This is a genomic window from Ruegeria sp. AB10 (assembly GCF_056542745.1).
Genome location: NZ_JBQGAI010000001.1, coordinates 667,041 through 692,637, shown reverse-complemented (window position 1 = coordinate 692,637; position 25,597 = coordinate 667,041). Strand labels below are relative to the sequence as shown.

Annotated in this window: 24 protein-coding genes; 16 read left to right on the top strand and 8 right to left on the bottom strand. The window is 61.1% G+C overall.

The features are described 5' to 3' along the window. Positions 1–85 precede the first annotated feature (85 nt). Complete coding sequence (locus ACR0NT_RS03495; RefSeq protein ID WP_170441279.1) at positions 86–664, top strand: TetR/AcrR family transcriptional regulator; 579 nt, start codon at positions 86–88, stop codon at positions 662–664. On the opposite strand, the gene kynU is transcribed toward ACR0NT_RS03495, so the two are convergent. Next, entirely contained in the window at positions 657–1,850 is a 1,194-nt protein-coding gene (gene kynU, locus ACR0NT_RS03490; protein WP_170441282.1) for a kynureninase, read from the bottom strand. The two genes, ACR0NT_RS03495 and kynU, sit on opposite strands and share 8 nt — an antisense overlap. A gap of 172 nt (positions 1,851–2,022) precedes the next feature. Here kynU and ACR0NT_RS03485 point away from each other — a divergent pair, with 172 nt between their 5' ends. The 7 genes from ACR0NT_RS03485 to ACR0NT_RS03455 all read left to right on the top strand — a co-directional run bounded on the left by ACR0NT_RS03485 (position 2,023) and on the right by ACR0NT_RS03455 (position 10,008). Further along, positions 2,023–2,472 carry a methyltransferase family protein gene (locus ACR0NT_RS03485; protein ID WP_170441286.1) on the top strand — a complete coding sequence of 150 codons (450 nt, stop codon included), beginning with the start codon at positions 2,023–2,025 and terminating at the stop codon, positions 2,470–2,472. A gap of 129 nt (positions 2,473–2,601) precedes the next feature. Beyond that, positions 2,602–4,173: a Re/Si-specific NAD(P)(+) transhydrogenase subunit alpha gene (locus ACR0NT_RS03480; protein ID WP_170441289.1), complete on the top strand. Its 1,572-nt coding sequence runs from the start codon at positions 2,602–2,604 to the stop codon at positions 4,171–4,173. Positions 4,174–4,186: 13 nt separating this feature from the next. Next, positions 4,187–5,641, top strand: a complete 1,455-nt coding sequence (locus tag ACR0NT_RS03475; protein WP_170441292.1) for an NAD(P)(+) transhydrogenase (Re/Si-specific) subunit beta — start codon at positions 4,187–4,189, stop codon at positions 5,639–5,641. 193 nt (positions 5,642–5,834) lie between these two features. After that, complete coding sequence (locus ACR0NT_RS03470; protein ID WP_170670801.1) at positions 5,835–6,191, top strand: VOC family protein; 357 nt, start codon at positions 5,835–5,837, stop codon at positions 6,189–6,191. A 107-nt stretch (positions 6,192–6,298) separates the two neighbouring features. Continuing rightward, entirely contained in the window at positions 6,299–7,576 is a 1,278-nt protein-coding gene (locus ACR0NT_RS03465; RefSeq protein WP_170670803.1) for a DUF3422 domain-containing protein, read from the top strand. 69 nt (positions 7,577–7,645) lie between these two features. Further along, a complete protein-coding gene (locus ACR0NT_RS03460; protein ID WP_480442607.1) occupies positions 7,646–8,788 on the top strand; it encodes an MFS transporter in 1,143 nt (380 codons plus the stop codon). Between the two features lie 56 nt (positions 8,789–8,844). Next, entirely contained in the window at positions 8,845–10,008 is a 1,164-nt protein-coding gene (locus ACR0NT_RS03455) for a M20 aminoacylase family protein (RefSeq protein WP_170441299.1), read from the top strand. A 42-nt stretch (positions 10,009–10,050) separates the two neighbouring features. On the opposite strand, the gene ACR0NT_RS03450 is transcribed toward ACR0NT_RS03455, so the two are convergent. Beyond that, positions 10,051–11,373 carry a 3-deoxy-D-manno-octulosonic acid transferase gene (locus ACR0NT_RS03450; protein ID WP_170441301.1) on the bottom strand — a complete coding sequence of 441 codons (1,323 nt, stop codon included), beginning with the start codon at positions 11,371–11,373 and terminating at the stop codon, positions 10,051–10,053. Position 11,374: 1 nt separating this feature from the next. Next, positions 11,375–12,382 (bottom strand): GTP 3',8-cyclase MoaA, encoded by a 1,008-nt coding sequence (gene moaA, locus ACR0NT_RS03445; RefSeq protein ID WP_170670805.1) that lies wholly within the window; start codon positions 12,380–12,382, stop codon positions 11,375–11,377. Positions 12,383–12,472: 90 nt separating this feature from the next. On the opposite strand from moaA, the gene ACR0NT_RS03440 reads away from it, so the two are divergent. Continuing rightward, a complete protein-coding gene (locus ACR0NT_RS03440; RefSeq protein WP_170670807.1) occupies positions 12,473–12,889 on the top strand; it encodes a hypothetical protein in 417 nt (138 codons plus the stop codon). Here the strand turns inward: ACR0NT_RS03440 and ACR0NT_RS03435 are convergent. The 4 genes from ACR0NT_RS03435 to glmU are packed head-to-tail and all read right to left on the bottom strand — an operon-like array spanning position 12,877 to position 17,287. Then, complete coding sequence (locus ACR0NT_RS03435; protein WP_170670809.1) at positions 12,877–13,563, bottom strand: DNA alkylation repair protein; 687 nt, start codon at positions 13,561–13,563, stop codon at positions 12,877–12,879. The genes ACR0NT_RS03440 and ACR0NT_RS03435 overlap by 13 nt on opposite strands. Positions 13,564–13,567: 4 nt before the next feature. Further along, positions 13,568–14,107 (bottom strand): pyridoxamine 5'-phosphate oxidase family protein, encoded by a 540-nt coding sequence (locus tag ACR0NT_RS03430; protein ID WP_170441309.1) that lies wholly within the window; start codon positions 14,105–14,107, stop codon positions 13,568–13,570. A gap of 3 nt (positions 14,108–14,110) precedes the next feature. Next, positions 14,111–15,931 (bottom strand): glutamine--fructose-6-phosphate transaminase (isomerizing), encoded by a 1,821-nt coding sequence (glmS, locus tag ACR0NT_RS03425; RefSeq protein WP_170670811.1) that lies wholly within the window; start codon positions 15,929–15,931, stop codon positions 14,111–14,113. Positions 15,932–15,934: 3 nt separating this feature from the next. After that, positions 15,935–17,287, bottom strand: a complete 1,353-nt coding sequence (gene glmU / locus ACR0NT_RS03420) for a bifunctional UDP-N-acetylglucosamine diphosphorylase/glucosamine-1-phosphate N-acetyltransferase GlmU (RefSeq protein WP_170670813.1) — start codon at positions 17,285–17,287, stop codon at positions 15,935–15,937. Between the two features lie 134 nt (positions 17,288–17,421). Here glmU and ACR0NT_RS03415 point away from each other — a divergent pair, with 134 nt between their 5' ends. The 3 genes from ACR0NT_RS03415 (at position 17,422) to ACR0NT_RS03405 (ending at position 20,651) form a co-directional block, all read left to right on the top strand. Beyond that, a complete protein-coding gene (locus tag ACR0NT_RS03415; protein WP_170670815.1) occupies positions 17,422–18,093 on the top strand; it encodes an HAD-IA family hydrolase in 672 nt (223 codons plus the stop codon). 39 nt (positions 18,094–18,132) lie between these two features. After that, positions 18,133–19,323, top strand: coding sequence for an aminotransferase class I/II-fold pyridoxal phosphate-dependent enzyme (locus ACR0NT_RS03410; RefSeq protein ID WP_170670817.1), 1,191 nt, complete (start codon positions 18,133–18,135; stop codon positions 19,321–19,323). Between the two features lie 164 nt (positions 19,324–19,487). Beyond that, positions 19,488–20,651, top strand: a complete 1,164-nt coding sequence (locus ACR0NT_RS03405; protein WP_170670819.1) for an isovaleryl-CoA dehydrogenase — start codon at positions 19,488–19,490, stop codon at positions 20,649–20,651. Between the two features lie 50 nt (positions 20,652–20,701). Here ACR0NT_RS03405 and ACR0NT_RS03400 read toward each other — a convergent pair whose 3' ends face one another. Then, positions 20,702–21,304 (bottom strand): OmpW family outer membrane protein, encoded by a 603-nt coding sequence (locus ACR0NT_RS03400; RefSeq protein WP_170441329.1) that lies wholly within the window; start codon positions 21,302–21,304, stop codon positions 20,702–20,704. 136 nt (positions 21,305–21,440) lie between these two features. Between ACR0NT_RS03400 and ACR0NT_RS03395 the strand changes: the two genes are divergently transcribed. From ACR0NT_RS03395 to ACR0NT_RS03380, 4 genes are read left to right on the top strand one after another with little or no spacing between them, the layout of a single operon-like run. Beyond that, the gene (locus tag ACR0NT_RS03395; protein ID WP_170670821.1) at positions 21,441–22,967 is read left to right on the top strand and encodes an AMP-binding protein; all 1,527 of its coding nucleotides are present in this window, start codon (positions 21,441–21,443) and stop codon (positions 22,965–22,967) included. Continuing rightward, positions 22,964–23,542 (top strand): hypothetical protein, encoded by a 579-nt coding sequence (locus tag ACR0NT_RS03390; protein ID WP_170670822.1) that lies wholly within the window; start codon positions 22,964–22,966, stop codon positions 23,540–23,542. Before ACR0NT_RS03395 ends, ACR0NT_RS03390 begins: the two co-directional genes overlap by 4 nt. Next, positions 23,539–25,143 (top strand): carboxyl transferase domain-containing protein, encoded by a 1,605-nt coding sequence (locus tag ACR0NT_RS03385; protein WP_170670824.1) that lies wholly within the window; start codon positions 23,539–23,541, stop codon positions 25,141–25,143. The genes ACR0NT_RS03390 and ACR0NT_RS03385 overlap by 4 nt, the downstream gene beginning before the upstream one ends. Positions 25,144–25,150: 7 nt before the next feature. After that, positions 25,151–25,597, top strand: coding sequence for a hypothetical protein (locus ACR0NT_RS03380; RefSeq protein ID WP_170441341.1), 447 nt, complete (start codon positions 25,151–25,153; stop codon positions 25,595–25,597).

The window sequence follows — 25,597 nt, the reverse complement described above, 5'->3', positions numbered from 1 at the left end:
GCTGTTGCTGGTTCCATGACATAATTGGCGTAAAGTGTCAGTGTGTCAATTGACAAAATGAATAAAAAGTGTCACCAGTTCATACATGACGGAAACAGTTGACGATTCACGGCAAAAGGCGATCCTGAATTCTGCTTTTCAGGCCTTTGCCACTTATGGGTTTCGAAAAACCTCGATGGATGACATAGCGCGTGGCGCGGGAATGTCCCGACCAGCCGTGTATCTGCACTTCAAGAACAAAGAGGCAATCGTCAGCAAATTGACCGAGGTTTACTATGCCGAGAAAAGCGCGGCGGTGGCCGAGGCTCTGGCGACTCCGGGGGCGGTGCCGGATGTCCTGACACGGGCGATACGCGCGCAGACTGCCGGGATGGCGGCGATACTGGCGTCGCCTCACGGGCTTGAGATGCTGGACAATACCAAATCCATGGCGGCCGAGGTCATCTCGGAAGGAGAGGCTAGGATGGCGGGCCTTTACGCCGAATGGTTGACGCAACAGGCGCAAGCCGGGCGGGTGCGCCTGCTGACCGATGCGGCCGAGACTGGCAGGACGATTGCCGCAACGCTCAAGGGGCTCAAGCTGATCGGGGCCGGGGCCGAGGTCTATGAACAGCAGGTGGCGCAGGTTGCGGCGCTGATCGGCGCGGGGCTTGAGGTCAGGTAACCCGCTGCCGTACCTTGTACTCCGGGGTATCCCACAAACGGTTCTGCATGATGTCGGTCAGGATTTCGACCGCACCTTCCACATCCTGTTCGTCGATGTAAAGCGGCGTGAAGCCGAACCGCATGATATCGGGCGAACGGAAATCTCCGATCACGCCGCGGGCGATCAGGGCCTGCATCGCGGCATATCCGTCGGAAAACCGGAACGAGACCTGACTGCCGCGCTGGTTCGGATCACGCGGGCTGGCCAGTTGCAGCTCGGGGCAGGTGGCCTCGACGCGGGCGATGAACAGCTCGGTCAGGTCGATAGACTTGGCGCGCACATCCGCCATGTCTGCCATGTCCCAGATATCCATCGCTGCCGACAAAGCGGTCATCTGGATGATCGGAGGGGTTCCGACCCGCATCCTCTCGATTCCGCTGCCGGGGCGGTAGTCCAGATCAAAGGCAAAGGGGGCTTCATGCCCCAGCCAGCCGGACAGGGCAGGGCGCACGAGGTCGGCCAGACGAGGCGCGACATAGATGAAGGCAGGCGCGCCGGGGCCGCCATTGAGGTACTTGTACGTGCAGCCCACCGCGAAATCGGCATTGCAACCGGACAGGTCCACCGGGATAGCGCCTGCGGAATGGGCCAGATCCCAGACAGTCACCGCCCCATTGGCATGGGCCAGTTCGGTCAGCGCCTTCATGTCGTGCATCCGTCCGCTGCGGTAGTCGACCTCGGTCAGCATCAGAGCGGCGACGTCTTCGGTGATGTGGGCGGCCACGTCCTCGGGCGCGACAACACGCAAGTCGTAATCCGGCCCAAGCGAGCGCAACAGGCCATCCACCATATACAGGTCCGAGGGGAAGTTGCCGCTGTCCGACAGCACAACCTTGCGGTCCGGGCTCAGTTCAAGGGCCGAGGCTACGGCCTGATACACCTTGATCGACAGCGTGTCGCCGGTCACCACCGTGCCGGGTTCGGCGCCGATCAACCGACCGATGCGGTCGCCCAGCCCGGTCGGCAGCGCCATCCACCCGGCCTTGTTCCAGCCGGTGATCAGCATCTGACCCCATTCGTTGACCAGCATGTCATTCACCCGATCGCTGGCGGCACGCGGCAGCGGACCCAGCGAGTTGCCGTCAAGGTAAATGACGCCCTCGGGCAGATCGAACATGGCTTTGGTCGCGGCGAAATCTGTCATTTGAGGCTCATCATTTTGTGTCACGGTTCGGCAGTTGTCTTCGGCCTATCCGATCCGCAATTGCCTGTCCATTGATGCGACATACTGAGCTTTTGCCAATCTGTTCCGAAAGCGATAGGAAAGCGCTCAGAAGCGACACATCTTTACGCTTCGTCAATTGCGGGGAATGAACATGCGCCGGATCGACATACCGCCTGTCTGGCTTGTTGGGTTTGCTGTGCTGGCCTGGCTGCAGGCGCGCCATTTGTCGCTGGGGCTGTCCCTGGACAGCGGCCTGACAGACCTGCTGAGCGGCATCCTGATCGGAGGCGGTATCCTGTTCGCGGTTCTGGCAATTGTCGAATTCCGCCGACACAAGACAACGGTCATTCCGCATGAAACGCCCTCGTCTTTGGTGCAAACGGGCATCTACACCCGCAGCCGCAATCCGATCTACGTGGGTGATGTCCTGATCCTTGCCGGTCTGGTTCTGCGGTTCGATGCGGTGCTGTCTCTGGTTTTGGTTCCTGTCTTCGTATGGGTGCTGGAACGCCGCTTTATACTGCCTGAAGAAGATCGCCTGCGCCGTACGTTTCGCGCGGACTTCGCCCGGTATGAACGTAAGACCCGCCGGTGGATTTAGAATGACCAGGGTCATGACACCACGTAACGATTGCTGCGCTTGCGAAACAATGTTGCGCAAGATACATGTTTGCTTAACAAACATAACCGACCACACGCTCGGATCGAGTGAGAATTAGGGGGACTGCCAGTGAAAATAGGCACACCAAAAGAAATACTGGACGGTGAAAACCGGGTTGCGATGACCCCGGATTCTGCTGTGCAGTTGCAGAAACTGGGCTATGACTGCGCCATCGAAAAAGGGGCGGGTGCCGCTGCCGGTTTTTCGGATGAGGCCTATGAGGCCGCAGGCGTCGAGATCGTAAAAACCGCCGCTTCGCTGTGGAAAAACTCTGACATTATCGCCAAAGTTCGGATCCCGACTGAGACCGAGCTAAAGCGTCTGACCAAAGGCAAGACGCTGATTTCCTTCTTCAACCCGGCGGGGAACGAAGAAGGGATGGAACTGGCCAAGTCCAAAGGCGCCAACGTGATCGCGATGGAGATGGTGCCGCGTATTTCTCGCGCCCAGAAGATGGACGCGCTGTCTTCGATGGCCAATATCGCCGGTTACCGCGCGGTGATCGAGGCGGGCAACAACTTTGGCCGTTTCTTTACCGGTCAGGTCACGGCGGCCGGCAAGGTGCCGCCTGCGAAGGTTCTGATTGTTGGCGCGGGTGTGGCCGGTCTGGCGGCCATCGGGACGTCGACCTCGCTGGGTGCAATCACCTACGCGTTTGACGTGCGTCCGGAGGTGGCCGAGCAGGTCGAATCCATGGGGGCCGAGTTCGTCTATCTGGATTTCGAAGAAGAACAGCAGGACGGTGCGGCCACCGGCGGTTATGCCTCGGTCCAGTCCGAGGAATTCCGCGAGGCACAGCTTGCCAAGTTCCGCGAACTGGCGCCCGAGATGGACATCGTCATCACCACTGCCCTGATCCCCAACCGCCCGGCGCCGAAGCTGTGGCTTGAGGATATGGTCAAGGCGATGAAGCCGGGCTCGGTCATCGTTGACTTGGCCGCCGAACGCGGCGGCAACGTCGAAGGCACCGTGCCGGACGAAAAGGTCGTCACCGACAATGGCGTGACCATCATCGGCTATACCGATTTCCCCAGCCGGATGGCGGCGCAGTCTTCGTCTTTGTACGCGACCAATATCCGTCACATGATGACAGATCTGACGCCCGAGAAGGACGGTCAGATCAACCACGACATGGAAGATGACGTGATCCGCGGCTCGACCGTGACCCATGAGGGCGAGATCACCTTCCCGCCGCCACCGCCCAAGGTGCAGGCGATTGCGGCGCAGCCCAAGGCCGAGGTCAAGGAACTTACCCCGGAAGAGAAAAAGGCGCAGGAGATCGCGGCCTTCAAGGCGCAGACCAAGCAGCAGTTCACGCTGCTGGGGGTTGGCGGTGCGCTGATGCTGCTGGTGGGGCTGGTTGCTCCGGCCAGCTTCATGCAGCATTTCATCGTCTTCGTGCTGGCGATCTTTGTGGGCTTCCAGGTGATCTGGAACGTCTCGCATTCGCTGCATACACCGCTGATGGCGATCACCAACGCGATCTCGTCGATCATCATTGTTGGGGCGCTGATGCAGATCGGATCGGGCTCGTTCCTGGTTATTCTGCTGGCGGCGCTGTCCGTCTTCATGGCCGGGATCAACATCTTCGGCGGCTTCCTCGTAACCCGGCGCATGCTTGCCATGTTCCAGAAATCTTAAGGAGGCCGGGCACATGGAATTTGGCTTCACTACTGCCGCCTATGTCGTTGCGGCTGTTCTGTTCATCCTTTCGCTCGGCGGTCTGTCGAACCAGGAAAGCGCCAAGCGCGCGGTCTGGTACGGCATTGTCGGCATGGCGCTGGCGGTCTTTGCCACGCTGGTCGGTCCGGGTTCGGGCCTGTGGCTGCTGTCACTGCTGCTGATCGCTGGCGGTGGCTTTATCGGTCAATATGTGGCGCAGCGCGTCCAGATGACCGAGATGCCGCAGCTGGTGGCCGCGATGCACTCGCTGGTCGGTCTGGCGGCTGTGTTTGTTGGCTACAACGCGCATTTCGAAGTTCTGAACGTCGCCGAAGTGATGGCGGTCGACGATGCATCGAAAGAGGTGCTGTACACCGGTCTTGGAGGGTTTGCCCAACTGATTGCCAAGAAAACCCCTGCGGAACTCTCGATCCTGCATGTCGAACTGTTCCTGGGCGTCTTCATCGGTGCGATCACCTTTACTGGCTCGGTCGTGGCCTACGGCAAGTTGGCGGGCAAGGTGACCTCGGCGGCGACCAAGCTGCCCGGCGGTCATGCGTTGAACGCGGCGGCGGCGGGTCTCTCGCTGATCTGTCTGATCTGGTACACCGCATCGGGTGGCTTCTTCCCGCTGTTCCTGATGACGCTGGCGGCGCTGTTCATCGGCTATCACCTGATCATGGGCATCGGCGGCGCCGACATGCCGGTGGTTGTGTCGATGCTGAACTCGTATTCGGGTTGGGCTGCTGCCGCTATCGGCTTCTCGCTGGGCAACGACCTGTTGATCGTGGTTGGTGCGCTGGTGGGTTCGTCGGGTGCGATCCTGTCCTACATCATGTGTAAGGCGATGAACCGTCACTTTGTCAGCGTGATCCTTGGCGGCTTTGGCGGCCCACAGGGAGAGCAGATGGCGGTTGAGGGTGAGCAGGTGGCCATCGATGCCGATGGTGTTGCGGCTGCCTTGAACGACGCCGACAGCGTGATCATCATCCCCGGCTACGGCATGGCGGTGGCGCAGGCGCAGCAATCGGTCAGCGAACTGGTCCGTAAGCTGCGCGCCAAGGGCAAAGAGGTGCGCTTTGCCATCCACCCTGTCGCCGGTCGTCTGCCAGGTCACATGAACGTGCTGCTGGCCGAGGCGAAGGTGCCGTATGACATCGTGCTTGAGATGGATGAGATCAACGACGACTTCCCGGACACGGATGTGGCCATCGTGATCGGTTCGAATGACATCGTGAACCCTGCGGCGCAGGAAGACCCCAACAGCCCCATCGCCGGCATGCCGGTTCTGGAATGCTGGAAGGCCAAGCAGGTCTTCGTGTCGAAACGCGGTCAGGGCACCGGATATTCGGGCATCGAAAATCCGCTGTTCTTCAAGGAAAACACCCGCATGTTCTACGGTGACGCCAAGCAGTCGCTGGACAAACTGCTGCCGATGATCGACTGATCAACAGGGTTAACCAAATTGCAAAGGGCGCCTGCGGGCGCCCTTTTCTGTTTTCTTATGCAGGGGGGCTTTGCCCCCCGCCGCCATTGGATGCTCGAACCAATGGCGCAACCAAAGGCGGCCCCCCAGGATATTTTTGGCCAGATGAAGCAAGCGGGGTATTATTGGGAAACGCAATCCACGGAGGCTGGTGATGCAGAAGGTGAATGGAATAGGCGGCGTGTTCTTTCGCGCGCGTGATCCCGAAGCCCTGAGTGCCTGGTACGAAAAGCACCTTGGCGTCAATCACTACGATCCGGTGCCCTGGAAGCAGCGCGAGGGCTACACGGTGTTTGCCCCTTTCGCGCAGGATACCGAGTATTTCGGGCGGGCCGAACAGCAATGGATGATCAATTTCCGTGTCGATGATCTGGCTGCGATGATCACGCAGTTGCAAGCCGCCGGGATCACGGTTGAAACCCGTGCCGAGTGGGACAGCGAGGTCGGAAAGTTTGCCCGCATTCATGACCCTGAGGGCAATTCGATCGAGCTGTGGCAGCCAAATCAATGACATAGCGGGATATGTATACTGTCGTATCCATGTAAGTGCATGAAATAAAAAGAGAATTGATGTATTTTCGATGTCTCGTATAGTGCCCGGATGAATCGGAGCCCTGTATGACGCCCATCGACGACCATCCGCTGCGCTATGCGCTGGCCAATGAGCTGCACGCGCGCCCTTTTCCGGTCGCGGGGACGCCGTGCACCGTGGCTTTTCTTGCGATCAAAAAGCCCGAGGCTGCGGCAGCGCGGGATCGGGATGAGGATCTGGCCCATCTGATCAACCTGTTGGATCGGCATGGCGCACAGCACCCGCAGCCGCAGGCCACCCATTATGCGGGGCAGATCGGTCGTCACTGGCTGAAGTGGGAACAGCATACCGAGTTCGTCACCTATACCGCGATCACGCAGAACGTCAGTGACCGCGCCTTTAACCCGGCTGATTTTGAGGTCTTCCCGCCTGATTGGTTGATGGCCAGCCCGGGACAGCGGGTGACTTCGGCGATGATCCGGGTGGTCGGACGGCAGCAGGATGAAGCGGTTCAGGCGGCTCTGGCGGATTGGTTCGAGCCCGAAAGCCTGGCCGTGGCGCGGGTGCTGGATGATGCTGCCATTTGTGCCAGCGATTTTCGTATCGACCCGGCCGGTCACATGCGCTTTGCGCTGTTTGTGACCAAGGGCACCGGGCGGCGCAGGACCGGTCGTATCATCCAGCGCCTGTGTGAGATCGAGACCTACAAAGCGATGTCGATGCTGGGTTTCGCCCGGGTCAAACAACTGACGCACCGTATCGGCGAGTTGGACAGCAGGCTGACCGGGTTGATGGGGCAGATGACCGACAACTCGGCCCATCCCGACGAATTGCTGCCTGATCTGCTGTCTACCTCGACCGAGCTTGAAACCCTCTCGGCCCAGTGTTCGTTCCGGTTCGGGGCAACGGGCGCTTATGAGGCGATCGTGAACCAGCGGATTGAAGTTCTGCGGGAAGAGCGGTTCGAGGGCCGCCAGAGCTTTGCCGATTTCATGATGCGTCGCTACGACCCTGCCATACGTACCGTGAAGTCCACGGAACGTCGTTTGCAGGCGCTGTCCGACCGGGCTATTCGGGCCGGGGAACTGTTGCGCACGCGGGTGGATGTGGAGCGCAGTGCGCAGAACCAGGCGCTGTTGGAAAGCATGGATCGCCGCGCCGATCTGGCCCTGCGGCTGCAGCACACGGTCGAGGGGCTCTCGGTCGTGGCCATCAGCTACTACGCCGTCTCGCTGGTCAGCTATGTGCTGTACCCGTTGACCAAGGCGGGGATGAGCAAGGGGATGCTGACAGCAGCCGTGACGATCCCGGTGGTGCTGGCGGTCTGGTTCTTTATCCGGCGGGTTCGCAAGCGGCTGGAATGAACGGCATTTGCCAATCCGCCCTCAGCCTGTAGAACAGGGGCGAGTGACGCTGTCTGCGAAGGAAACCCGGTGATCGGACTTGTGGCCGCGTGGCGGGCCGTGGCTGCCATGTTCATCCTGAACGGTGCGCTGTTCGGCATCTGGGCGTCTCGTATCCCCGCCGTACGCGATCGGCTCGACCTGACGCATGAGGCGCTGGGCTATGGCCTTTTGTTCATGGCGGCGGGGGCGGTGTGTTCCTTTCCGGTGACCGGACGATTGACCGACCGGTTCGGAGCGGTGGCCCTGACGCGGATTGTCGCGGTTCTCTACACGCTGTCACTGATCCTGCTGGCTATGGCGGGTGGTTTCTGGGCGCTGGCGGCGTTCCTGTTTGTGTTCGGGGCCTTCCACGGCTCGATGGATGTGGCGATGAACGCTTGGGCGGCCGAGGTGGAACAGGCTTATCGCAAGCCAGTCATGTCCTCGTTTCACGCGATGTGGAGTCTTGGGGCCGGGCTGGGTGCGCTCAGCGGGTATGGGGCAGTGCAGATGGGGCTGACGGTGATGCAGCATTTTTTGCTGGCCGGCGGTGTCGTTGTGGCGCTGGCACTGGCTTTGTCCTGGGTGCACTGGTCGTCCCGCAAGGCCGCGGCGCATGGAGGGGCGGTTTTTGCATTACCCTCGGGCGCGCTGATCCTCGTGGGTTTCACCGCCCTGTGCGGTGCATTGGGCGAAGGTGCCGTAGCGGACTGGAGCGCGATATTCCTGCGCGACGTGACCGGAGCGGCAGAAAGCATCGCGGCCCTCGGCTACGCCGTGTTTTCGGTGACAATGGTCGCTATCCGGTTGGCCGGCGGCTTTGTAATTGCGCGCTTTGGCCCCGTTGCCACTGCCCGTTTCGGCGGCGTTTGCGCGGCGTTGGGCGTGCTGGGTGTTGTCTCGGCAGGCGAGGCTGGGTTGGCGCTGGCAGGCTTTGCCTTGATGGGGGTCGGCTATGCCGTGATCATGCCGTTGGCCTTCAGCCGGGCCGCCAATGATCCGCACGTCCCACCGGGGCGGGCCATCGCAAGTGTGGCGACGCTCGGCTATGGAGGGCTGTTGATCGGCCCGCCGCTTATTGGGTTTCTGGCCGAGATGCTTACATTACGACTGGCGTTCACGGCCTTGCTGCCTTTGGCCGTTCTGATTGCCCTGTTGTCCGGCGCGCTGCGGCCTGCGCCTTTGGATTGACGCCACGATTAAACCGGGATGTACCCCGGTCAAAAAAAACAAGTTGGGAGATGACCATGCCGATCAAGAACCGCTTTGCCGAACTGCAGGGGGAAATCACCGAATGGCGCCGCGACATTCATGAACATCCCGAGATCCTGTTTGAAACCCATCGCACCAGCGCCCTGGTCGCGGACAAGCTGAAAGAGTTCGGCTGTGATGAGGTCGTGACCGGCATTGGCCGCACAGGGGTTGTCGGTGTCATCAAGGGGAAGGTCGATACCGGCGGCAAGGTCATCGGCCTGCGGGCGGATATGGATGCGCTGCCCATCCTTGAGGCAACAGGGCTGGACTATGCCTCCAAAACCGAGGGGGCGATGCACGCTTGTGGCCATGATGGGCACACGGCGATGTTGCTGGGGGCGGCGAAATACCTGTCGGAAACCCGGAACTTCGACGGCACTGTTGTTGTGATCTTTCAGCCGGCGGAAGAGGGCGGCGGTGGCGGCCGCGAGATGTGCGAAGACGGTATGATGGACCGCTGGGGCATTCAGGAGGTTTACGGGATGCACAATTGGCCCGGCCGCCCCGTGGGCAGCTTTGCCATTCGTCCCGGCGCGTTTTTTGCGGCCACCGATCAGTTCGACATCACATTCGAAGGCAAGGGCGGACACGCCGCCAAACCGCATGAGACGATCGATAGCACCGTGATGGCCGCGCAGGCGGTGCTGGCCTTGCAGACGGTCGCCGCGCGCAATGCCGATCCGGTGGATCAGGTGGTGGTTTCGGTGACATCATTTGAGACCTCGTCCACGGCCTTCAACGTGATCCCGCAGACTGTTCAATTGAAAGGGACCGTTCGCACGATGAGTTCGGAGATGCGGGATATGGCAGAGAAACGTATAAAGGAAATCTGCAGCGGTGTGGCCGCGACCTTTGGCGGGGTCGCCGAAGTGACGTATTACCGGGGCTATCCGGTGATGGTGAACAGCGACGAGCAGACCGGTTTCGCCGCAGATGTCGCACGATCCATTTCCGGCAGCTGTGACGAGGCGCCGTTGATCATGGGCGGCGAGGATTTTGCCTTCATGCTCGAGGAACGTCCGGGCGCGTATATTCTGGTCGGCAATGGCGATACGGCGGCGGTGCACCATCCCGAATACAATTTCAATGATGAGGCCATCCCTGCCGGGTGCAGTTGGTGGGCCGGAATCGTGGAACAGCGAATGCCTGCGGCCTGAGGGTCAGCGCGGGGGCTCTGCCCCCGCACCCCCGGGATATTTTTAGACAGATGAAGATGGATCCCGGTCAGACAGGCTGAGTTGGGTGCAGAGCGTTTCGACGATGGCATCCAGCGCGGTTTTTTGGGTGTTCACACAGGATTTTGCAGCCTCGCGCGCCGTGTCCAGAGCGTTTTGATCCGACAGCCAGGTTGCGACGGCTGCGGCTAGGTCGGTGGCGGATTGGACTTGCAGCGCTCCACCTGTTGCGATCAGCGGGGCAAAGGTTTCGGCAAAGTTGAAATAGCCCGGACCGGTGATCACGGCGGCTCCGGCCTGTGCGGGTTCGAACGGGTTGTGGCCGCCGATCTCTTTCAGGGACCCGCCCAGAAACACGATGGGGCAGAGGGCGTACCATGTGCCGGTCTCACCCAGAGTGTCCGCCACGTAGATTTGTGTTTCCTCGGTGATCTGATCTCCGGCTGACCGGAGTGCCGCGTTTTGCCCAGCTTGCTCAATCAGCGTGGCGACTTCGTTGCGGCGCTCGGGGTGGCGGGGGATCAGAAACAAAAGCAGATCGGGCCAGCGTTCGAGCAGCGCCGCATGGGCGGCCAGAACGATTTCCTCTTCGCCCGCATGGGTGGAACTGGCGATCCAGACGGGGCGGTTTCCGATCTGGGTGCGAATGTCGGACAGCGTGGTTTGGTCCACGGGCAGCGGGTCGGACATCGCCTTGAGGTTCGTACCGGGCTGTACGCGTTCCGCGCGTGCGCCCATGTCGATCAGGTTTGCCGCCGTCTTGTCGTTCTGCGTCAGGAACAGGCGGAAGTGGTCGAGAATGAAGCGTGCCGTTTCGGTGCGTTTTTTCCAGCCTTTGACGGATTTATCCGACAGGCGGGCGTTGAGCAGCGCCAGAGGGATGCCACGGGCCGCGCCTTCGACAATAAGGCGGGGCCAGATTTCGCTTTCGACAAAGATACCGGCGTCGGGGCGCCAGTGATCCAGAAAGCGTCGGACGGGGCCGGGTATGTCGAGGGGGGGGTATTGGTGGCGCGTGCGTGGTGGCATGCGTTTCTCGATCAGCGCAGCCGAGGTGGGGGTGCCCGAGGTGATCAGAAACGCGGCATCGGGTAGACGCTCGCCCAGCCGTTTGATCAGGCTGATCACCGACAGGGTTTCACCGACGCTGGCCGCGTGGAACCAGATCAGGCGCCCGTCGGGGCGGAGCTGACCGGCATGGCCCAGACGTTCTTGTTGGCGGACTACGGGAACGTCGGCCGCCTGTAGCTTTTTCCGCACCGTGCGCCAGACCAGAGGGCCTGCAACTGAGGTCAGGCCGCAATACAGGTGATAGAGCAGCGTCGGCCGACCCGGTTGATCCGGCATGTCAGCCGCCCGTGTGGCTCATGTGACGGCTCATCTGGCCGTCAATCGCCTGACGGGAATAGTCGAAATCATGCCCCTTGGGCTTGAGGTTGATCGCGGCGCGGATCGCATCCTCGAGCGGTTGCTCGGTGTCGGGATGGTCGCGCAGGGCGCCGTGCAGATCGGCCATGTCCTCTTGGCCGAGGCACATGAAAAGCTCACCGGTGCAGGTCAGGCGCACGCGGTTGCAGCTTTCGCAGAAGTTATGCGACAGCGGCGTGATGAAGCCGATCTTTTGCCCGGTCTCCTCCAGCCGTACATAGCGCGCAGGCCCACCGGTCCGTTCGGCCAGATCGGTCACCGAATAGTGGTTTTCATATTCCTTGCGCACGTCCTTCAGCGACCAGTACTGGTCCAGTCGATCCTCGTTTCCGATGTCGCCCATGGGCATGACCTCGATCCAGGTCAGGTCCATGTCGCGCTCGGCACACCATTTCGTGATGGTGGGCAGTTCTTCTTCGTTGAAGCCTTTCAGGGCCACCGCGTTGATCTTGATCCGCAGTCCAGCCTTTTGCGCCGCGTCGATGCCGTTCAGCACCTGCTTCAGGCGGCCCCAGCGCGTGATCTGCGCGAACTTGTCCTCGTCCAGCGTATCCAGCGAGATATTCACCCGCCGCACGCCCGCCGCATAAAGGTCATCCGCAAAGCGATGCAGCTGAGACCCATTGGTGGTCAGCGTCAGCTCTTTCAACGCGCCGCTGTCCAGATGCCGGGTCATGCTGTTGAAAAACGTCATGATATTGCGGCGCACAAGCGGTTCACCGCCGGTGATGCGCAGTTTCTCGACCCCCATCTTCACGAAGGTGGTGCACATCCGGTCCAGCTCTTCCAGCGTCAGCAGGTCTTTCTTCGGCAGGAACTTCATGTCCTCGGACATGCAGTACACGCAGCGGAAATCGCAGCGGTCCGTGACGGAGACGCGGAGGTAAGTAATCGCGCGTGCGAACGGGTCGATAAGCGGAGCAGTCATGCGACATAGGTAAAGCCGGGACATGCCTGCGACAAGGGCGAAGTTTCCTTTGCGCTGGTACAGATGCGCGCAGGGCGGTAGGCTGTTGGTATGAGATATACGCTTTTGACTTTGTGCGTTCTGGTTGCGGGATGCGACACCGTGCGATCAACAACAGACCGCGTTTTCGGGGGTGATGAAAAGCCCGCCGAGGTCGAAGAGGTTGTGGTCGAAACGCCGGTTGAGCCGGAGCCCTTGCCAGCCACTGCCGCCGGCTGGGTCGGGGCAAAGACCACCATTGCCGGGCTGGGCGACCCGACGACGCCGGGCCGTTGGCTGCAGACGCCGCTGGTCGATACCGAATTCACCGGTCGCGTGGTTGTGCCGAAAACCGGATCGCAGGCCTATATCACTCTGGTTCCGGCACCAGGGCCCGAGGGTGGCGGAAGCCGATTGTCGTTGGATGCAATGCGAGCCTTGTTGTTGCCGTTCGACGAGTTGGTTGAGCTTGAGGTCTATTCCAACTGATCTTTCAGGAACTTTCCGGCCTCGCGGCGGGCAAAGGGTTTCATTGCCTCGCCATGTGAGACCAGAAAGGCAATCACGCGGTCCGGGTCGTGTTTCGACAGATCACGCAGCCACCAGGCGATGGCCTTCTGGATGAACCAGTCGCGGTCAGGGACGTAACTCGCCGCCCAGCCGAGGATACGGTCGCGCCGCGCCAGATCGTCGGGTTTGGGGTGGTTCTGTTTGGTCCAGGGCAGCGTCGCCACCAGCGCCGCGCGCCGGGTCCACATGTGATCGGACGTCGTCCAGTCTTCGACCTGATCCAACCGGGACGGGTCGGCCGACAAGCGTTTTTGCATTGCCATGCAGGCGTGATCTGCCACTGCCCAGGCATCGAAATCGGGCAGCCAGCTTTGCAAAAGCTCCCAGACCGCGTCATCGGGGCGAATGCGCGCCTGCGTCAGCAGTTTGGCGGCGGCCAGACGGCCTTCGTGGATGTTGGTCTGCCAGAGCGCATCTGCCAGTTCGACGCGCGCGGGCACGTCCAGTTCCTGACGCCATGCCTTTGTCAGGTCATTCAGCACCGGGTTTCCGACGCCCAGATAAGGACGATCGGCCTTGTGATAAGACGCCATCTGCTCGGCGCGTTCGGCATCCGCATGGGCTTTGATCTGATCCAGATAGGTGTCCAGCATCGGATCAGTCGGCGCGGGTTGGTTTGCCGTCGATGGTCTGCTGGTTCTTTTCCACCCAATAGGCGCGGATGTCGTCGTCGGACTTGCCGTCCACCCATTTCTGCATGGTGTCCCGGTCGGACTGATACTCCATGAACGGCACCGCATAGCCGCAGGAGGTCTGAACCAGATCGATATCGAGATCATAAATCTGCCGCGCGCTGCGGTGATCGGGGAACAGGCCGGCCAGTTCGTCCCAGCCAGCGTCGCCTACATGCAAGGTGCGCGCGGTCCCATAGGTGCGCAGGATCAGAGGGCGGGTGGTGAAGGAACACCACATCAGCGTCATGCGATTGGTTTCCAGCAAATGCCCGGCGGTTTCATTGCCGCTGCCTGTCAGGTTCATCCAGACAATCCGGTTCGGCCCCAGAACGCGCAGCGAGTCCATCCCCTTGGGCGAGATATTCACCCGCCCGTCAGGCGCAGCGGTGCCGACGAAAAAGAGGTGCTGATCTGCGATGAACTTCTGCTGGGCGTCGTCCAGCTCCGGAAATTTTTTGGCCATGTTTCACTCCACCGTGACGGATTTCGCCAGATTGCGCGGCTGGTCCACGTCCGTGCCTTTTGCCACCGCCGTATGATAGGCCAGCAGCTGCGCCGGAACCGAATACAGGATCGGGGCGAGGCTGGTGTGGATGTGGGGCATGCGAATGGTGCTCCAGACGCCGTCCTTGGCCTCGGCAATGCCGTCATCGTCCGAGACCAGAATGACCTTGCCCTTGCGCGCCATCACCTCTTGCATGTTCGAGACGGTCTTGTCGAACACCGCATCGCGCGGGGCCATGACGACCACCGGCATGTGTTTGTCGATCAGGGCGATGGGGCCGTGTTTCAGTTCGCCTGACGCATAACCTTCGGCGTGGATATAGCTGATTTCCTTGAGCTTCAGCGCGCCTTCCATCGCCAGCGGATACATCAGGCCACGGCCCAGAAACAGCACGTCGCGGGCCTCGGAAAGACGCTGAGCGGATTTCCTGATGGCCTGGTTCTGATCCAGCGCGGTGTTGAGCGCCGTGGGCAGCCCGCGCAGTGCGGCGGCGTGATCGGCCAGTTCCTCGTCGCTCAGCGTTCCCCGGTCTGCAGCGGCCTTCAGCGCCAGCATCAGCAACACGCTGAGCTGACAGGTGAACGCCTTGGTCGAGGCCACACCAATCTCGACCCCCGCGTGGATGGGCAGGGCAAGATCGCTTTCCCGCGCGATCGAGCTTTCGGGAACATTGACCACCGACACGATCTTGTCGGCCTTGCCCTCGCAATAGCGCAGCGCGGCCAGCGTGTCGGCGGTTTCCCCCGACTGGCTGACGAACAGTGCCGCAGTCCGGCCAGGGATCGGCGGTTCGCGATAGCGGAACTCGCTGGCGATATCGACCTCGACCGGCATCTTGGCCAGTTGTTCGAACCAGTATTTCGCAGTCAGACAGGCATAGAAGGCGGTGCCGCAGGCGACCATGGTCAGGCGGTCGAGCTTGGTGAAGTCCAGATCACCCGGCAGAACGACCTCATTCCCGCCGGTGGGCAGGTATGACCGGATCGCTTCGGCCACCACCACGGGTTGCTCGGCGATTTCCTTGGCCATAAAGTGCTTGTGACCCGCCTTATCGGCCCGCGTCTGGTCCAGTTTGATCTGGCGGGTTTCGCGGTTTGCCAGCTCTCCGGCCTCGTTGCGGATCTCAAGCGAGGTGCGGGTCAGGACCGCGCGGTCGCCTTCCTCAAGATAGGTGATGCGGTCGGTCAGCGGTGCCAGCGCAATCGCGTCCGAGCCCACGAACATCTCACCAACTCCATGCCCGATGGCCAGAGGTGAGCCCTTGCGGGCCGCAACGATCAGGTCGTCCTGTCCGTCGAACAGGAAGGCCAGCGCAAAAGCGCCCTTGAGGCGGTTGATGGTCTTGAAAGCAGCCTCAACCGGGGGCAGGCCGGTGTTCAGGTAATGCTCTGCCATCAGGGCCACGGTTTCGGTGTCGGTTTCGGTCACGAAATCCACGCCATGTTCGGCCAGTTCCGCTCGTAGCTCGCGATAGTTTTCGACGATGCCGTTGTGTACCACGGCGACCGGACCGGCCTTGTGGGGGTGCGCGTTGGTAACCGAGGGCGCGCCGTGCGTGGCCCAGCGGGTATGCCCGATGCCGGATTTGCCCGGCAACGGGTCGTGCACCAGCAGATCGCTGAGATTGACCAGCTTGCCCACCGCACGGCGTCGCCCAAGCACGCCATTATTGACCGTGGCGATGCCCGCACTGTCATAGCCGCGATATTCCAGCCGCTTCAGGGCTTCGACCAGAATGGGGGCGGCTTCGTGTTCGCCCAGAACACCTACGATTCCACACATGGATCAGGCTCCTTTGTCGCGGCGAGCCTTCTTCGCCTTCAACATGTCAAACAATTTACGTGCATAACCCGGCTTGTTGTCCTGCTTGGCGCGGGCCACGGCCAGCGCGTCGGGTTCTACGTCGCGGGTTACCACGGTTCCGGTTGCCGTCATCGCGCCATCCCCCAGCGTGACCGGGGCCACCAGCATGGTGTTCGAGCCGATAAAGACATTCTCGCCAATCGTGGTGCGGTGCTTCATCACACCGTCATAGTTGCAGGTGATTGTGCCTGCGCCGATATTGGTTACCGCCCCAACCAAGGCGTCGCCGATATAGCTGAGGTGGTTGACCTTGGCGCCTTCCGCGATTTCAGCGTTCTTGATCTCGACAAAATTGCCGATGCGGGTGTTTTCCGCCAGTTCCGCGCCGGGGCGCAGGCGGGCATAGGGGCCGACGACGGCGCCACGGCTGACATGGCAGCCTTCCAGATGTGAAAACGCCCGGATCGTTGCGCCGCTTTCGACGGTGACTCCGGGGCCGAAGACCACGTTTGGTTCGATCACCGTATCGCGGCCGATGATGGTGTCGGCGGCCAGATAGACGGTTTCGGGGGCCATCAGGGTGACGCCCAATTCCGACAGGGTGGTACGGGCATTGGCCTGAAACACAGCATCCGCAGCGGCCAGGTCAACGCGCGAATTCACGCCCAGCGTCTGCGCCTCGTCACAGGCGACGGCCGTGACCTTCAGGCCGCGATTGCGGGCGATTTCAACCACGTCGGGCAGATAGTATTCACCTGCTGCGTTGTCATTGCCCACCGCGTCGATCAGGGAAAACAGTGTCTCGGCGTCACACGCCAAAAGGCCTGAGTTACACAAGGTTATGGCGCGTTCCTGATCTGAGGCGTCTTTGAATTCGACGATCCGTTCCAGGCTGTCGCCCTTCATCACCAGACGGCCATAGCGCGCCGGATCGGCGGCCTCGAACCCCAGAATGACCAGATCATTATCCGCCCGCGCCGCGATCATGCGTTCCAGCGTGTCGGGCTGCAGGAACGGCGTGTCGCCATACAGAACCACCACATCGCCCTCGAACTCCTGCAGCGCGTCGCGAGCCTGTGCGACGGCATGGGCGGTACCCAATTGTTCTTCCTGTACCGCGATCTGCGCGGTGTCGTCCTCGTTCGCGGCGACCTTTGCCACGGCCTCGGCTCCATGGCCGGTGACGATCACGGTGCGCTCGGGCGAAAGCACTGCACCGGCGCGCATGGCGTGGACCAGCATCGGGACTTGGGCGATGGGGTGCAGAACTTTGGGGATATCCGAATGCATCCTGGTGCCTTTTCCGGCGGCAAGGATGACAAGGGCAGTGCTCATGAAATCGATTTCTCTTTGTGTTTTGTTGCCGTCCGTTTTATCCGCTGAGGTCAAAGGCGCAAGCGGTTCAGCCATCAAACAAGATTGCCGTTTGCAACACGACACGGCAAAAACCCGCCGAGGCAGGAGGCACAATGCGCACAGTTATCTTCGATCTGGACGGAACTCTGGCCGATACATCCGGTGATTTGCTGGCCGCGGCGAACCACTGTTTCCGACAGATGGGGCATGGCGATGTGCTGGTGCACGGACAGGACGCGGCGGTTGCGTTGCGGGGTGGGCGGATGATGCTGACGCATGGGCTCAAGCGGGTCGGGGCCTATGACGAAGATACGGTTCACGCCTATTACCCAACGTTGCTCGAGGCGTATTCGCAGGCCATCGACACCCACACCCAGTTCTATCCCGGTGCGCTGGACGCGGTCGAGGTTTTGCGGTCCGCCGGTTATGGCGTGGGCATCTGCACCAACAAGCCCGAGGCTTTGGCGCATCAGTTGCTGACCCAGATGGGCGTGCGGGATGCGTTTGCCTCTTTGGTCGGCGCGGACACGTTGCCGGTGCGCAAGCCGGACCCGGAACCCCTGCGCGAGGCCGCGCGTCGGGCCGGCGGGCACCCGGATCTGTGTGTGCTGATCGGAGATTCCGATACCGACCGCAACACCGCACGTGCTGCTGGTGTGCCCTCGGTTCTTGTCACGTTCGGCCCGTCCGGCGATGACATGGCTGCGCTGGAGCCCGAAGCCTTGCTGCATCACTTCGACGATCTGCATGCGGTGGTCGAAGGGCTGATCGGTGCGGCGGCGTGATCTCTTGACCCTCAGCCCGTGCGGCATCAGAAAAAGCCTATGACTGAGATTTTCACTGGCAGCTTTACCCAGCAGGAACCCATCCCCGAAGAGGCGATCGAGGCCGCGATGACCGTCCTGCGCCACGGACGCCTGCACCGTTACAACGTCGTGCCCGGAGAACTGGGCGAGACCGCCCTGCTGGAGCAGGAATTCGCGGCGCAAATGGGGGCGAAGTACTGTCTGGCGGTGTCCTCGGGCGGCTATGCTCTGGCGACGGCGCTGCGGGCAGTTGGCGTTCAGCCCGGTGATCCGGTTCTGACCAATGCCTTTACGCTGGCGCCGGTGCCGGGGGCGATTGCCTCGGTCGGGGCGCGGCCGGTCTTTGTGGGCGTGACTGAGAGCCTGACCATTGATCTGGATGACCTTGAGGCAAAGCTGGATCAGGCGAAGGTCCTGATGCTCAGCCATATGCGCGGGCATTTGTGCGACATGGATCGGCTGATGCAGATCTGCGATGCGGCTGGCGTTATCGTGATCGAGGATTGCGCCCACACGATGGGTGCGGCGTGGCGCCGGCAGCTTTCGGGTCGCCAGGGGGCAATCGGGTGCTATTCCTGCCAGACCTATAAGCATGTCAATTCCGGTGAAGGCGGGTTGCTGATCACCGATGACGAAGAGCTGGCGGCCAAGGCGACGATGCTGTCGGGGTCCTATATGCTCTATGAACGCCACCTGGCCGCGCCGGGGCCGGAGGTGTTTGAGCGGATCAAGTACACCACGCCGAATGTATCCGGCCGTATGGACAACCTGCGTGCCGCCATTCTGCGCCCGCAGCTGCGGGATCTGGGCCGTCAGGTGCAGCGTTGGAATGAACGGTATGACGAGATCGCGGCGGGGCTGCGCGGAACGCCGGGCCTGACCATCGTCGAGCGTCCCGAAGAGGAAGCATATGTCGGGTCGTCGATCCAGTTCCTGTTGCTCGACTGGTCGCCGGAGCGCATTGCCGAGGTGATCCGGCGCTGTGCCACGCGTGGGGTGGAGCTTAAGTGGTTCGGCGGGGCGGAGCCGGCGGGGTTTACGTCCCGCTATGACAGCTGGCGGTATGCGGACAGCGTGCCTTTGCCGGCGAGTGACCGCATTCTGGCAGGCATCATGGACATGCGTGTGCCACTGACCTTTTCGCTGGAGGATTGTCGTTTGATCGCGCGCATCATCCGATCCGAGGTTGGTGCGGTCCACCAATCCTGATCCAATCGAGTGCACCTGCGGTGCACGCTCTTTTTGGCAGCCGCCTTTTGGGGCGGCTGTCTGCGTTTTGGGGATCGCGCCGATCAGGGTCGTTGACCAGATGCAATTCGGCTGCTATCAGTTTATTGAACATGTGTTCATTTGTGCGAAGGAGGAGATCGCGTATGTTCTCGGCCACAATGCAATTTGATCTGGGTGAAGACGTGAATGCCCTGCGCGAGATGGTGCATCGCTGGGCGCAGGATCGGGTTAAGCCGATCGCGGCTGAGGTCGACAAATCCAATGCTTTTCCCAACGAGTTGTGGAAAGAGATGGGCGATTTGGGGATGCTCGGGATCACGGTCCCCGAAGAGTATGGCGGGGCAGGGATGTCGTACCTGGCCCATACCGTTGCGGTGGAGGAAGTCGCGCGGGCCTCGGCCTCGGTTTCGCTGTCTTACGGGGCGCATTCAAATCTGTGCGTCAACCAGATCAAGCTGAATGGAACCGACGAGCAGAAGGCGAAGTATCTGCCGCGTCTGATTTCAGGAGAGCATGTGGGCGCATTGGCGATGTCCGAGGCCTCGGCAGGGTCTGACGTGGTGTCGATGAAACTGCGTGCGGAAAAGCGCAACGATCATTACCGGCTGAACGGCACCAAGTATTGGATCACCAACGGGCCGGACGCGGATACTCTGGTCGTCTATGCCAAGACGGACCCGGAGGCGGGATCAAAGGGGATCACGGCCTTTCTGATCGAGAAAGAGATGAAGGGGTTTTCGACCTCACCCCATTTCGACAAGCTGGGGATGCGCGGTTCGAACACGGCTGAATTGATTTTCGAAGATGTCGAAGTGCCGTTCGAAAACGTTCTGGGCGAAGAGGGCAAAGGGGTCGCGGTGCTGATGTCGGGGCTGGATTACGAACGCGTGGTTCTGGCTGGGATCGGTACGGGTATCATGGCAGCCTGTCTGGACGAGATCATGCCCTATCTGGCCGAGCGCAAGCAGTTCGGCAAACCGATCGGCAGCTTTCAACTGATGCAGGGCAAGATCGCCGACATGTATACTGCGATGAATTCGGCGCGGGCCTATGTCTATGAGGTTGCGAAGGCTTGTGACCGGGGCGACGTGACCCGTCAGGACGCGGCGGCGTGCTGCCTCTATGCCTCGGAGCAGGCGATGGTACAGGCGCATCAGGCGGTGCAGGCGATGGGTGGGGCCGGGTTTCTGGCGGATTCGGCGGTCAGCCGGATTTTCCGCGACGCCAAGCTGATGGAGATCGGCGCAGGGACCAGTGAAATCCGCCGGATGCTGATCGGGCGGGAATTGATGAGCGAAATGCTGTGATGGAAAAACGCCCCGCAGACGAGGGAGCTGCGGGGCGTTCTTTCAAAGGATCAGAAGCTATGGACGTAGGATACGCCGACCAGCCAGGGATCGATTTCGGCGGTGCCGATGTCGGTGCCACCCAGCGAGACATCCGAGTCAATGTCGAACCAGCGGACGTTCAGGCGTACGGCACCCTTTTCGGTGACCATGTAGTCCAGACCGGCCTGCAGTGCGATGCCAAAGGAGTTGTCAAGCTCGAGCCCGGGCAGTTCTTCGTCGAAGAAGATCGTGTAGTTCAGACCTGCGCCGACATAGGGTTTCCAAACGCTGTTGGTCGGGAAGTGGTAGTTCAGCGACAGGGTGGGCGGCAGGTGCTTGACGCTGCCTGCATCGATGCTGCCGTTCAGAGTGATGTCGTGTTTGAACGGAGTGGCAGCCAGAAGTTCGATACCCAAATTGTCGCGGACGAAGTATTCCACGGTGAAGATCGGGCGCGTGTCCGAATCTACTTCGACGTCGAGGCCACCGGACAGGGTGCCGTTGTCGGATTTCGGGTCAAGGTAGCCAACACCGACACCAACGGTCCAGTCACCTTGGTTCTGGGCCATTGCGGGGGCGGCAAGCGCGACAAGCGCGGTGGAGAGTGTCAAAGCGGCGAGTGTTTTGGTCATTTTATGGCCTTTGGATTTGCTGATGGATCGGTTTTGCCGGACAACGACACCGCCAACTCTGATCTGCATCAAATTACTGAGAGCCTGACACAGTGCGGGTGGTCGAAAAATGTCATGAAAACAACGGGTTTTATGCATGTGTCCCGCTAGCGTCATACCGGGTATGCGGCAATCGGGGGGCTGGGAGATTCCCGCCAGCCTCAATATGGCGCGGCAATGTCTGGCGCATCCCGGCGACAGTGTCGCCATCCTTGATCTGACGGCGGGTGGGTGCGTCGCCGTCTCTTATGGTCAGCTCGGGCGCATGACCGACGGGATCGCAGGGGTGTTGCGGAACCAGGTGCAGCCCGGTGACCGCGTGGGCGTGCTGCTCAGCCAGTCGCCTTGGTGCGCTGCGGCCCATCTGGCGATCTGGAAGCTCGGGGCGATTTCGGTGCCTCTGTTCAAGCTGTTCAAGCATGACGCACTGGCCTCTCGTGTTGGGGATGCAGGGGCGCAGGTGGTGCTGACAGATGAGGACGGCGCCGCATTGCTGGGCGATCTGGCGCAGCCAATCCGGGTTGATCAGATTGCGCCGTCCGATGATCCGCTGCCCTTTGCCGAGACCGGCCCCGAGGACCCGGCGGTGTTGATCTATACCTCAGGTACCACCGGCAGCCCGAAGGGGGCACTGCACGGGCATCGGGTTCTGACCGGTCACCTGCCGGGCGTTTCGATCAGCCACAACCACCTACGCGAGGGCGACTGTCTTTGGACGCCCGCCGACTGGGCCTGGATCGGAGGGCTGTTCGACGTGCTGATGCCCGGGTTGGCGCTGGGCATCCCGGTGGTCGCGGCGCGGCTTGAGAAATTCACCCCTGAAGCCTGCGCCGATGTGATTGCGCGCGGCGGCGTGCGCAACGTGTTCTTTCCGCCCACGGCTCTGCGGATGCTGAAGGCGGCGGATCAGAGCATACCCGGCCTGCGCTCGGTTGCGTCGGGTGGTGAACCACTGGGGGCCGAAATGCTGACCTGGGGGCAAAAGGCGTTTGGTTTGACGATCAACGAATTCTACGGCCAGACCGAATGCAACATGGTCGTGTCCTCCTGCGCCGAGGATTTCCCGGTGCGGCCCGGCTGCATCGGCAAGCCGGTGCCGGGGCACGTCGTTGCGGTGATTGATGAAAGCGGCCAGCCAACCGACGAAGAGGGCGACGTCGCCATCCGGCGCGGCTCGGCCTCGATGCTGTTGGAATACTGGAACCAGCCTGATGCGACCGCTAAAAAGTTCCACGGCGATTGGCTGATCACCGGCGACCGCGGCGTGTGGGAGGGCGACTATCTGCGGTTCGTCGGTCGCGATGACGACGTGATTACCTCGGCCGGCTACCGCATCGGCCCCGCCGAGATCGAGGATTGCCTGCTGACCCACCCTGCAGTGGCGACGGTCGGCGTGGTCGGCAAGCCCGACCCGCTGCGGACCGAGATCGTGAAGGCCTATGTGGTGTTAAAACCGGGGGCCGAGGCGACGGGCGCGGAACTGCAGGATTGGGTCAAGGACCGTCTGGCGCAGTATTCCTATCCGCGCGAGGTGGCGTTTTTGGAGGAGTTGCCGATGACGGTGACGGGCAAGGTGATCCGCAAGGAATTGAAGGCGCGGGCGGCGGGGGAGGTGGGACAATGATATCCTCCTTTGATTTCGAATGCGATACTGCAAACTTCCCAAAGACCGTGGCAATCGAATGCCCGAACTGCCAACAGCCTGCGCGATTTGTACCTGCACAGTTAGAAGTCAGGGCAAAGAACTCTGTTGGCGAAACGCTTGGGAAGGACGTAATGGTTGTAAAATCTGACCAGCCCAAGCGTAACTATTCGAACTGGCATCGTGAACACACCTTGGCCTATATCGGCCTCGGTGGTTCGGATATTCATTCGTCGAATGCTCTGTATCCGATAGGCATGTATCGGAATCTCCTCAATTCTTTGTTTGGAACGTCTATCTGCGACAACTGCCATACGCCTCGAAAAACCAAGATCCGTTGGCCTCAGGACGCATATTTCCAACTAAGTTATTCTGGGCGCCTGCTATGGTTTTATGACCGAGAACATGTTGCTGCGATGCTTGAGCTTCTGGGCGAAAAGACCCCAGTAAACCACCCTTGGCGCTATTGGTTCGACAGAAAGCTGCCGACGATCTTCAAAACCGGTCGAGCACGCCGACAATTGCCCGCGAAACTAAAAAGGATGCTGCGCGCATGAAACTCACATCCAAAGCCATGCCCGCCTCTGAGGGCTTCAAAGCAAATCGAACCGCCCATCTGGACGCGCTGGCGCAAATCTCTGCCGCTGCAGAGGCGGCCCGTATGGGCGGGGGTGAGAAATCCCGCGCGCGGCATGAATCTCGGGGCAAGATGCTGCCGCGTCGGCGGGTGGCGAACCTGCTAGATTCGGGGTCTCCGTTCCTTGAGATTGGCGCGACGGCGGCGCATGGAATGTATGGCGATGCGGCCCCGGCGGCGGGAGTGATCGCGGGCATTGGCCGGGTGCAGGGACGCGAGGTCATGGTGGTGTGCAACGACGCCACCGTGAAGGGCGGCACCTATTATCCGATGACCGTCAAGAAACACCTCCGCGCGCAGGAGATCGCCGAGGAAAACCATCTGCCCTGCATCTATCTGGTCGATAGCGGCGGTGCGAACCTGCCCAACCAGGATGAGGTGTTCCCCGACCGCGACCACTTTGGCCGCATCTTCTATAACCAAGCGCGGATGAGCGCGAAGGGCATCCCTCAGATCGCGGTGGTCATGGGGTCGTGCACCGCGGGCGGGGCCTATGTGCCTGCGATGTCCGATGTGACCATTATCGTGAAGGAACAGGGCACGATCTTTCTGGCCGGGCCGCCCTTGGTCAAGGCCGCGACCGGAGAGGTTGTCAGCGCCGAGGACTTGGGCGGTGGCGACGTCCATACCCGCCTGTCCGGCGTGGCGGATTACCTGGCCGAGGATGATGCCCATGCGCTCGCCTTGGCCCGTCGCGCCGTCGGGTCGCTGAACCTGCGCCAGCCACAGACCGTGGATTGGGCCAGCCCCGAAGACCCGGCCTATGACCCCGAGGAAATCCTCGGAGTGGTCCCGGCTGATCTGCGCACGCCGTATGACATTCGTGAGGTGATTGCGCGGCTCGTCGATGGCTCTCGGTTCGACGAATTCAAGCCCCGGTTCGGTGAGACGCTGGTGACCGGCTTCGCCCATGTCAAAGGCTGCCCCGTCGGGATCATCGCCAATAACGGCGTGCTGTTTTCCGAGTCGGCGCAGAAGGGCGCGCATTTCGTGGAACTTTGTTCTCAGCGCCGCATCCCGCTGGTCTTTTTGCAGAACATCACCGGTTTCATGGTGGGCCGGAAATATGAAAACGAAGGCATCGCGCGGCATGGGGCCAAGATGGTGACTGCGGTTGCCACGACGAATGTACCGAAAATCACCATGCTGGTTGGCGGGTCCTTCGGGGCTGGCAACTATGGCATGGCCGGTCGCGCCTATCAGCCCCGGTTCCTGTGGACATGGCCAAACTCTCGGATATCGGTGATGGGCGGTGAGCAGGCGGCGGGCGTGTTGGCCACCGTCAAGCGCGACGGGATCGAACGGCAGGGCGGCACCTGGTCGGCCACCGAAGAGGCCGAGTTCAAGCGCCCGACGCTGGATATGTTCGAGGAACAATCCCATCCGCTCTATGCTTCGGCCCGGTTGTGGGATGACGGTATCATCGATCCGCGCAAAAGCCGCGATGTGCTGGCACTGTCGCTGAACGCCGCGCTGAACGCCCCGATTGAGGAGACACGTTTCGGCGTGTTCAGAATGTGATCGCCCAATGGATACGCATTTCACCAAACTGAATGAGGATTGGAACGCCGATCCAAATGCGCCAATGCCTGCCACGGCGCAGGAAGGCGATGACCTTTGGCTGCGTTTTCGCCCAAACGAGTGGTTGAACCCATCACATTTGGCGCAAGGTCACCTGTTTATGAGGTTCGTTGGGTGCCAGCGGTTTCGCTTCACAAGGATCAATGATCATGGGTGGTACGGTGGGCAGTGCCGCTTCAGCAAGTTGGCCCCAGCTTGGGGGGAGTTTTACGAAGTGGATGGCGATTTTCTGGAAGGTGGAGACACGACACCTTGGAATTCAGTTTCGGCCGGGGCCGATTCCGCCAGTAACTTTCTATTCTATTTCCGCGATGAAGCTTTCGAGTGCACTGCGTTGTCTTGGAGCCTAAGCGCCGAATGTTCGTCTGGTTTGACCTTCGAGGGGGCGATTTGA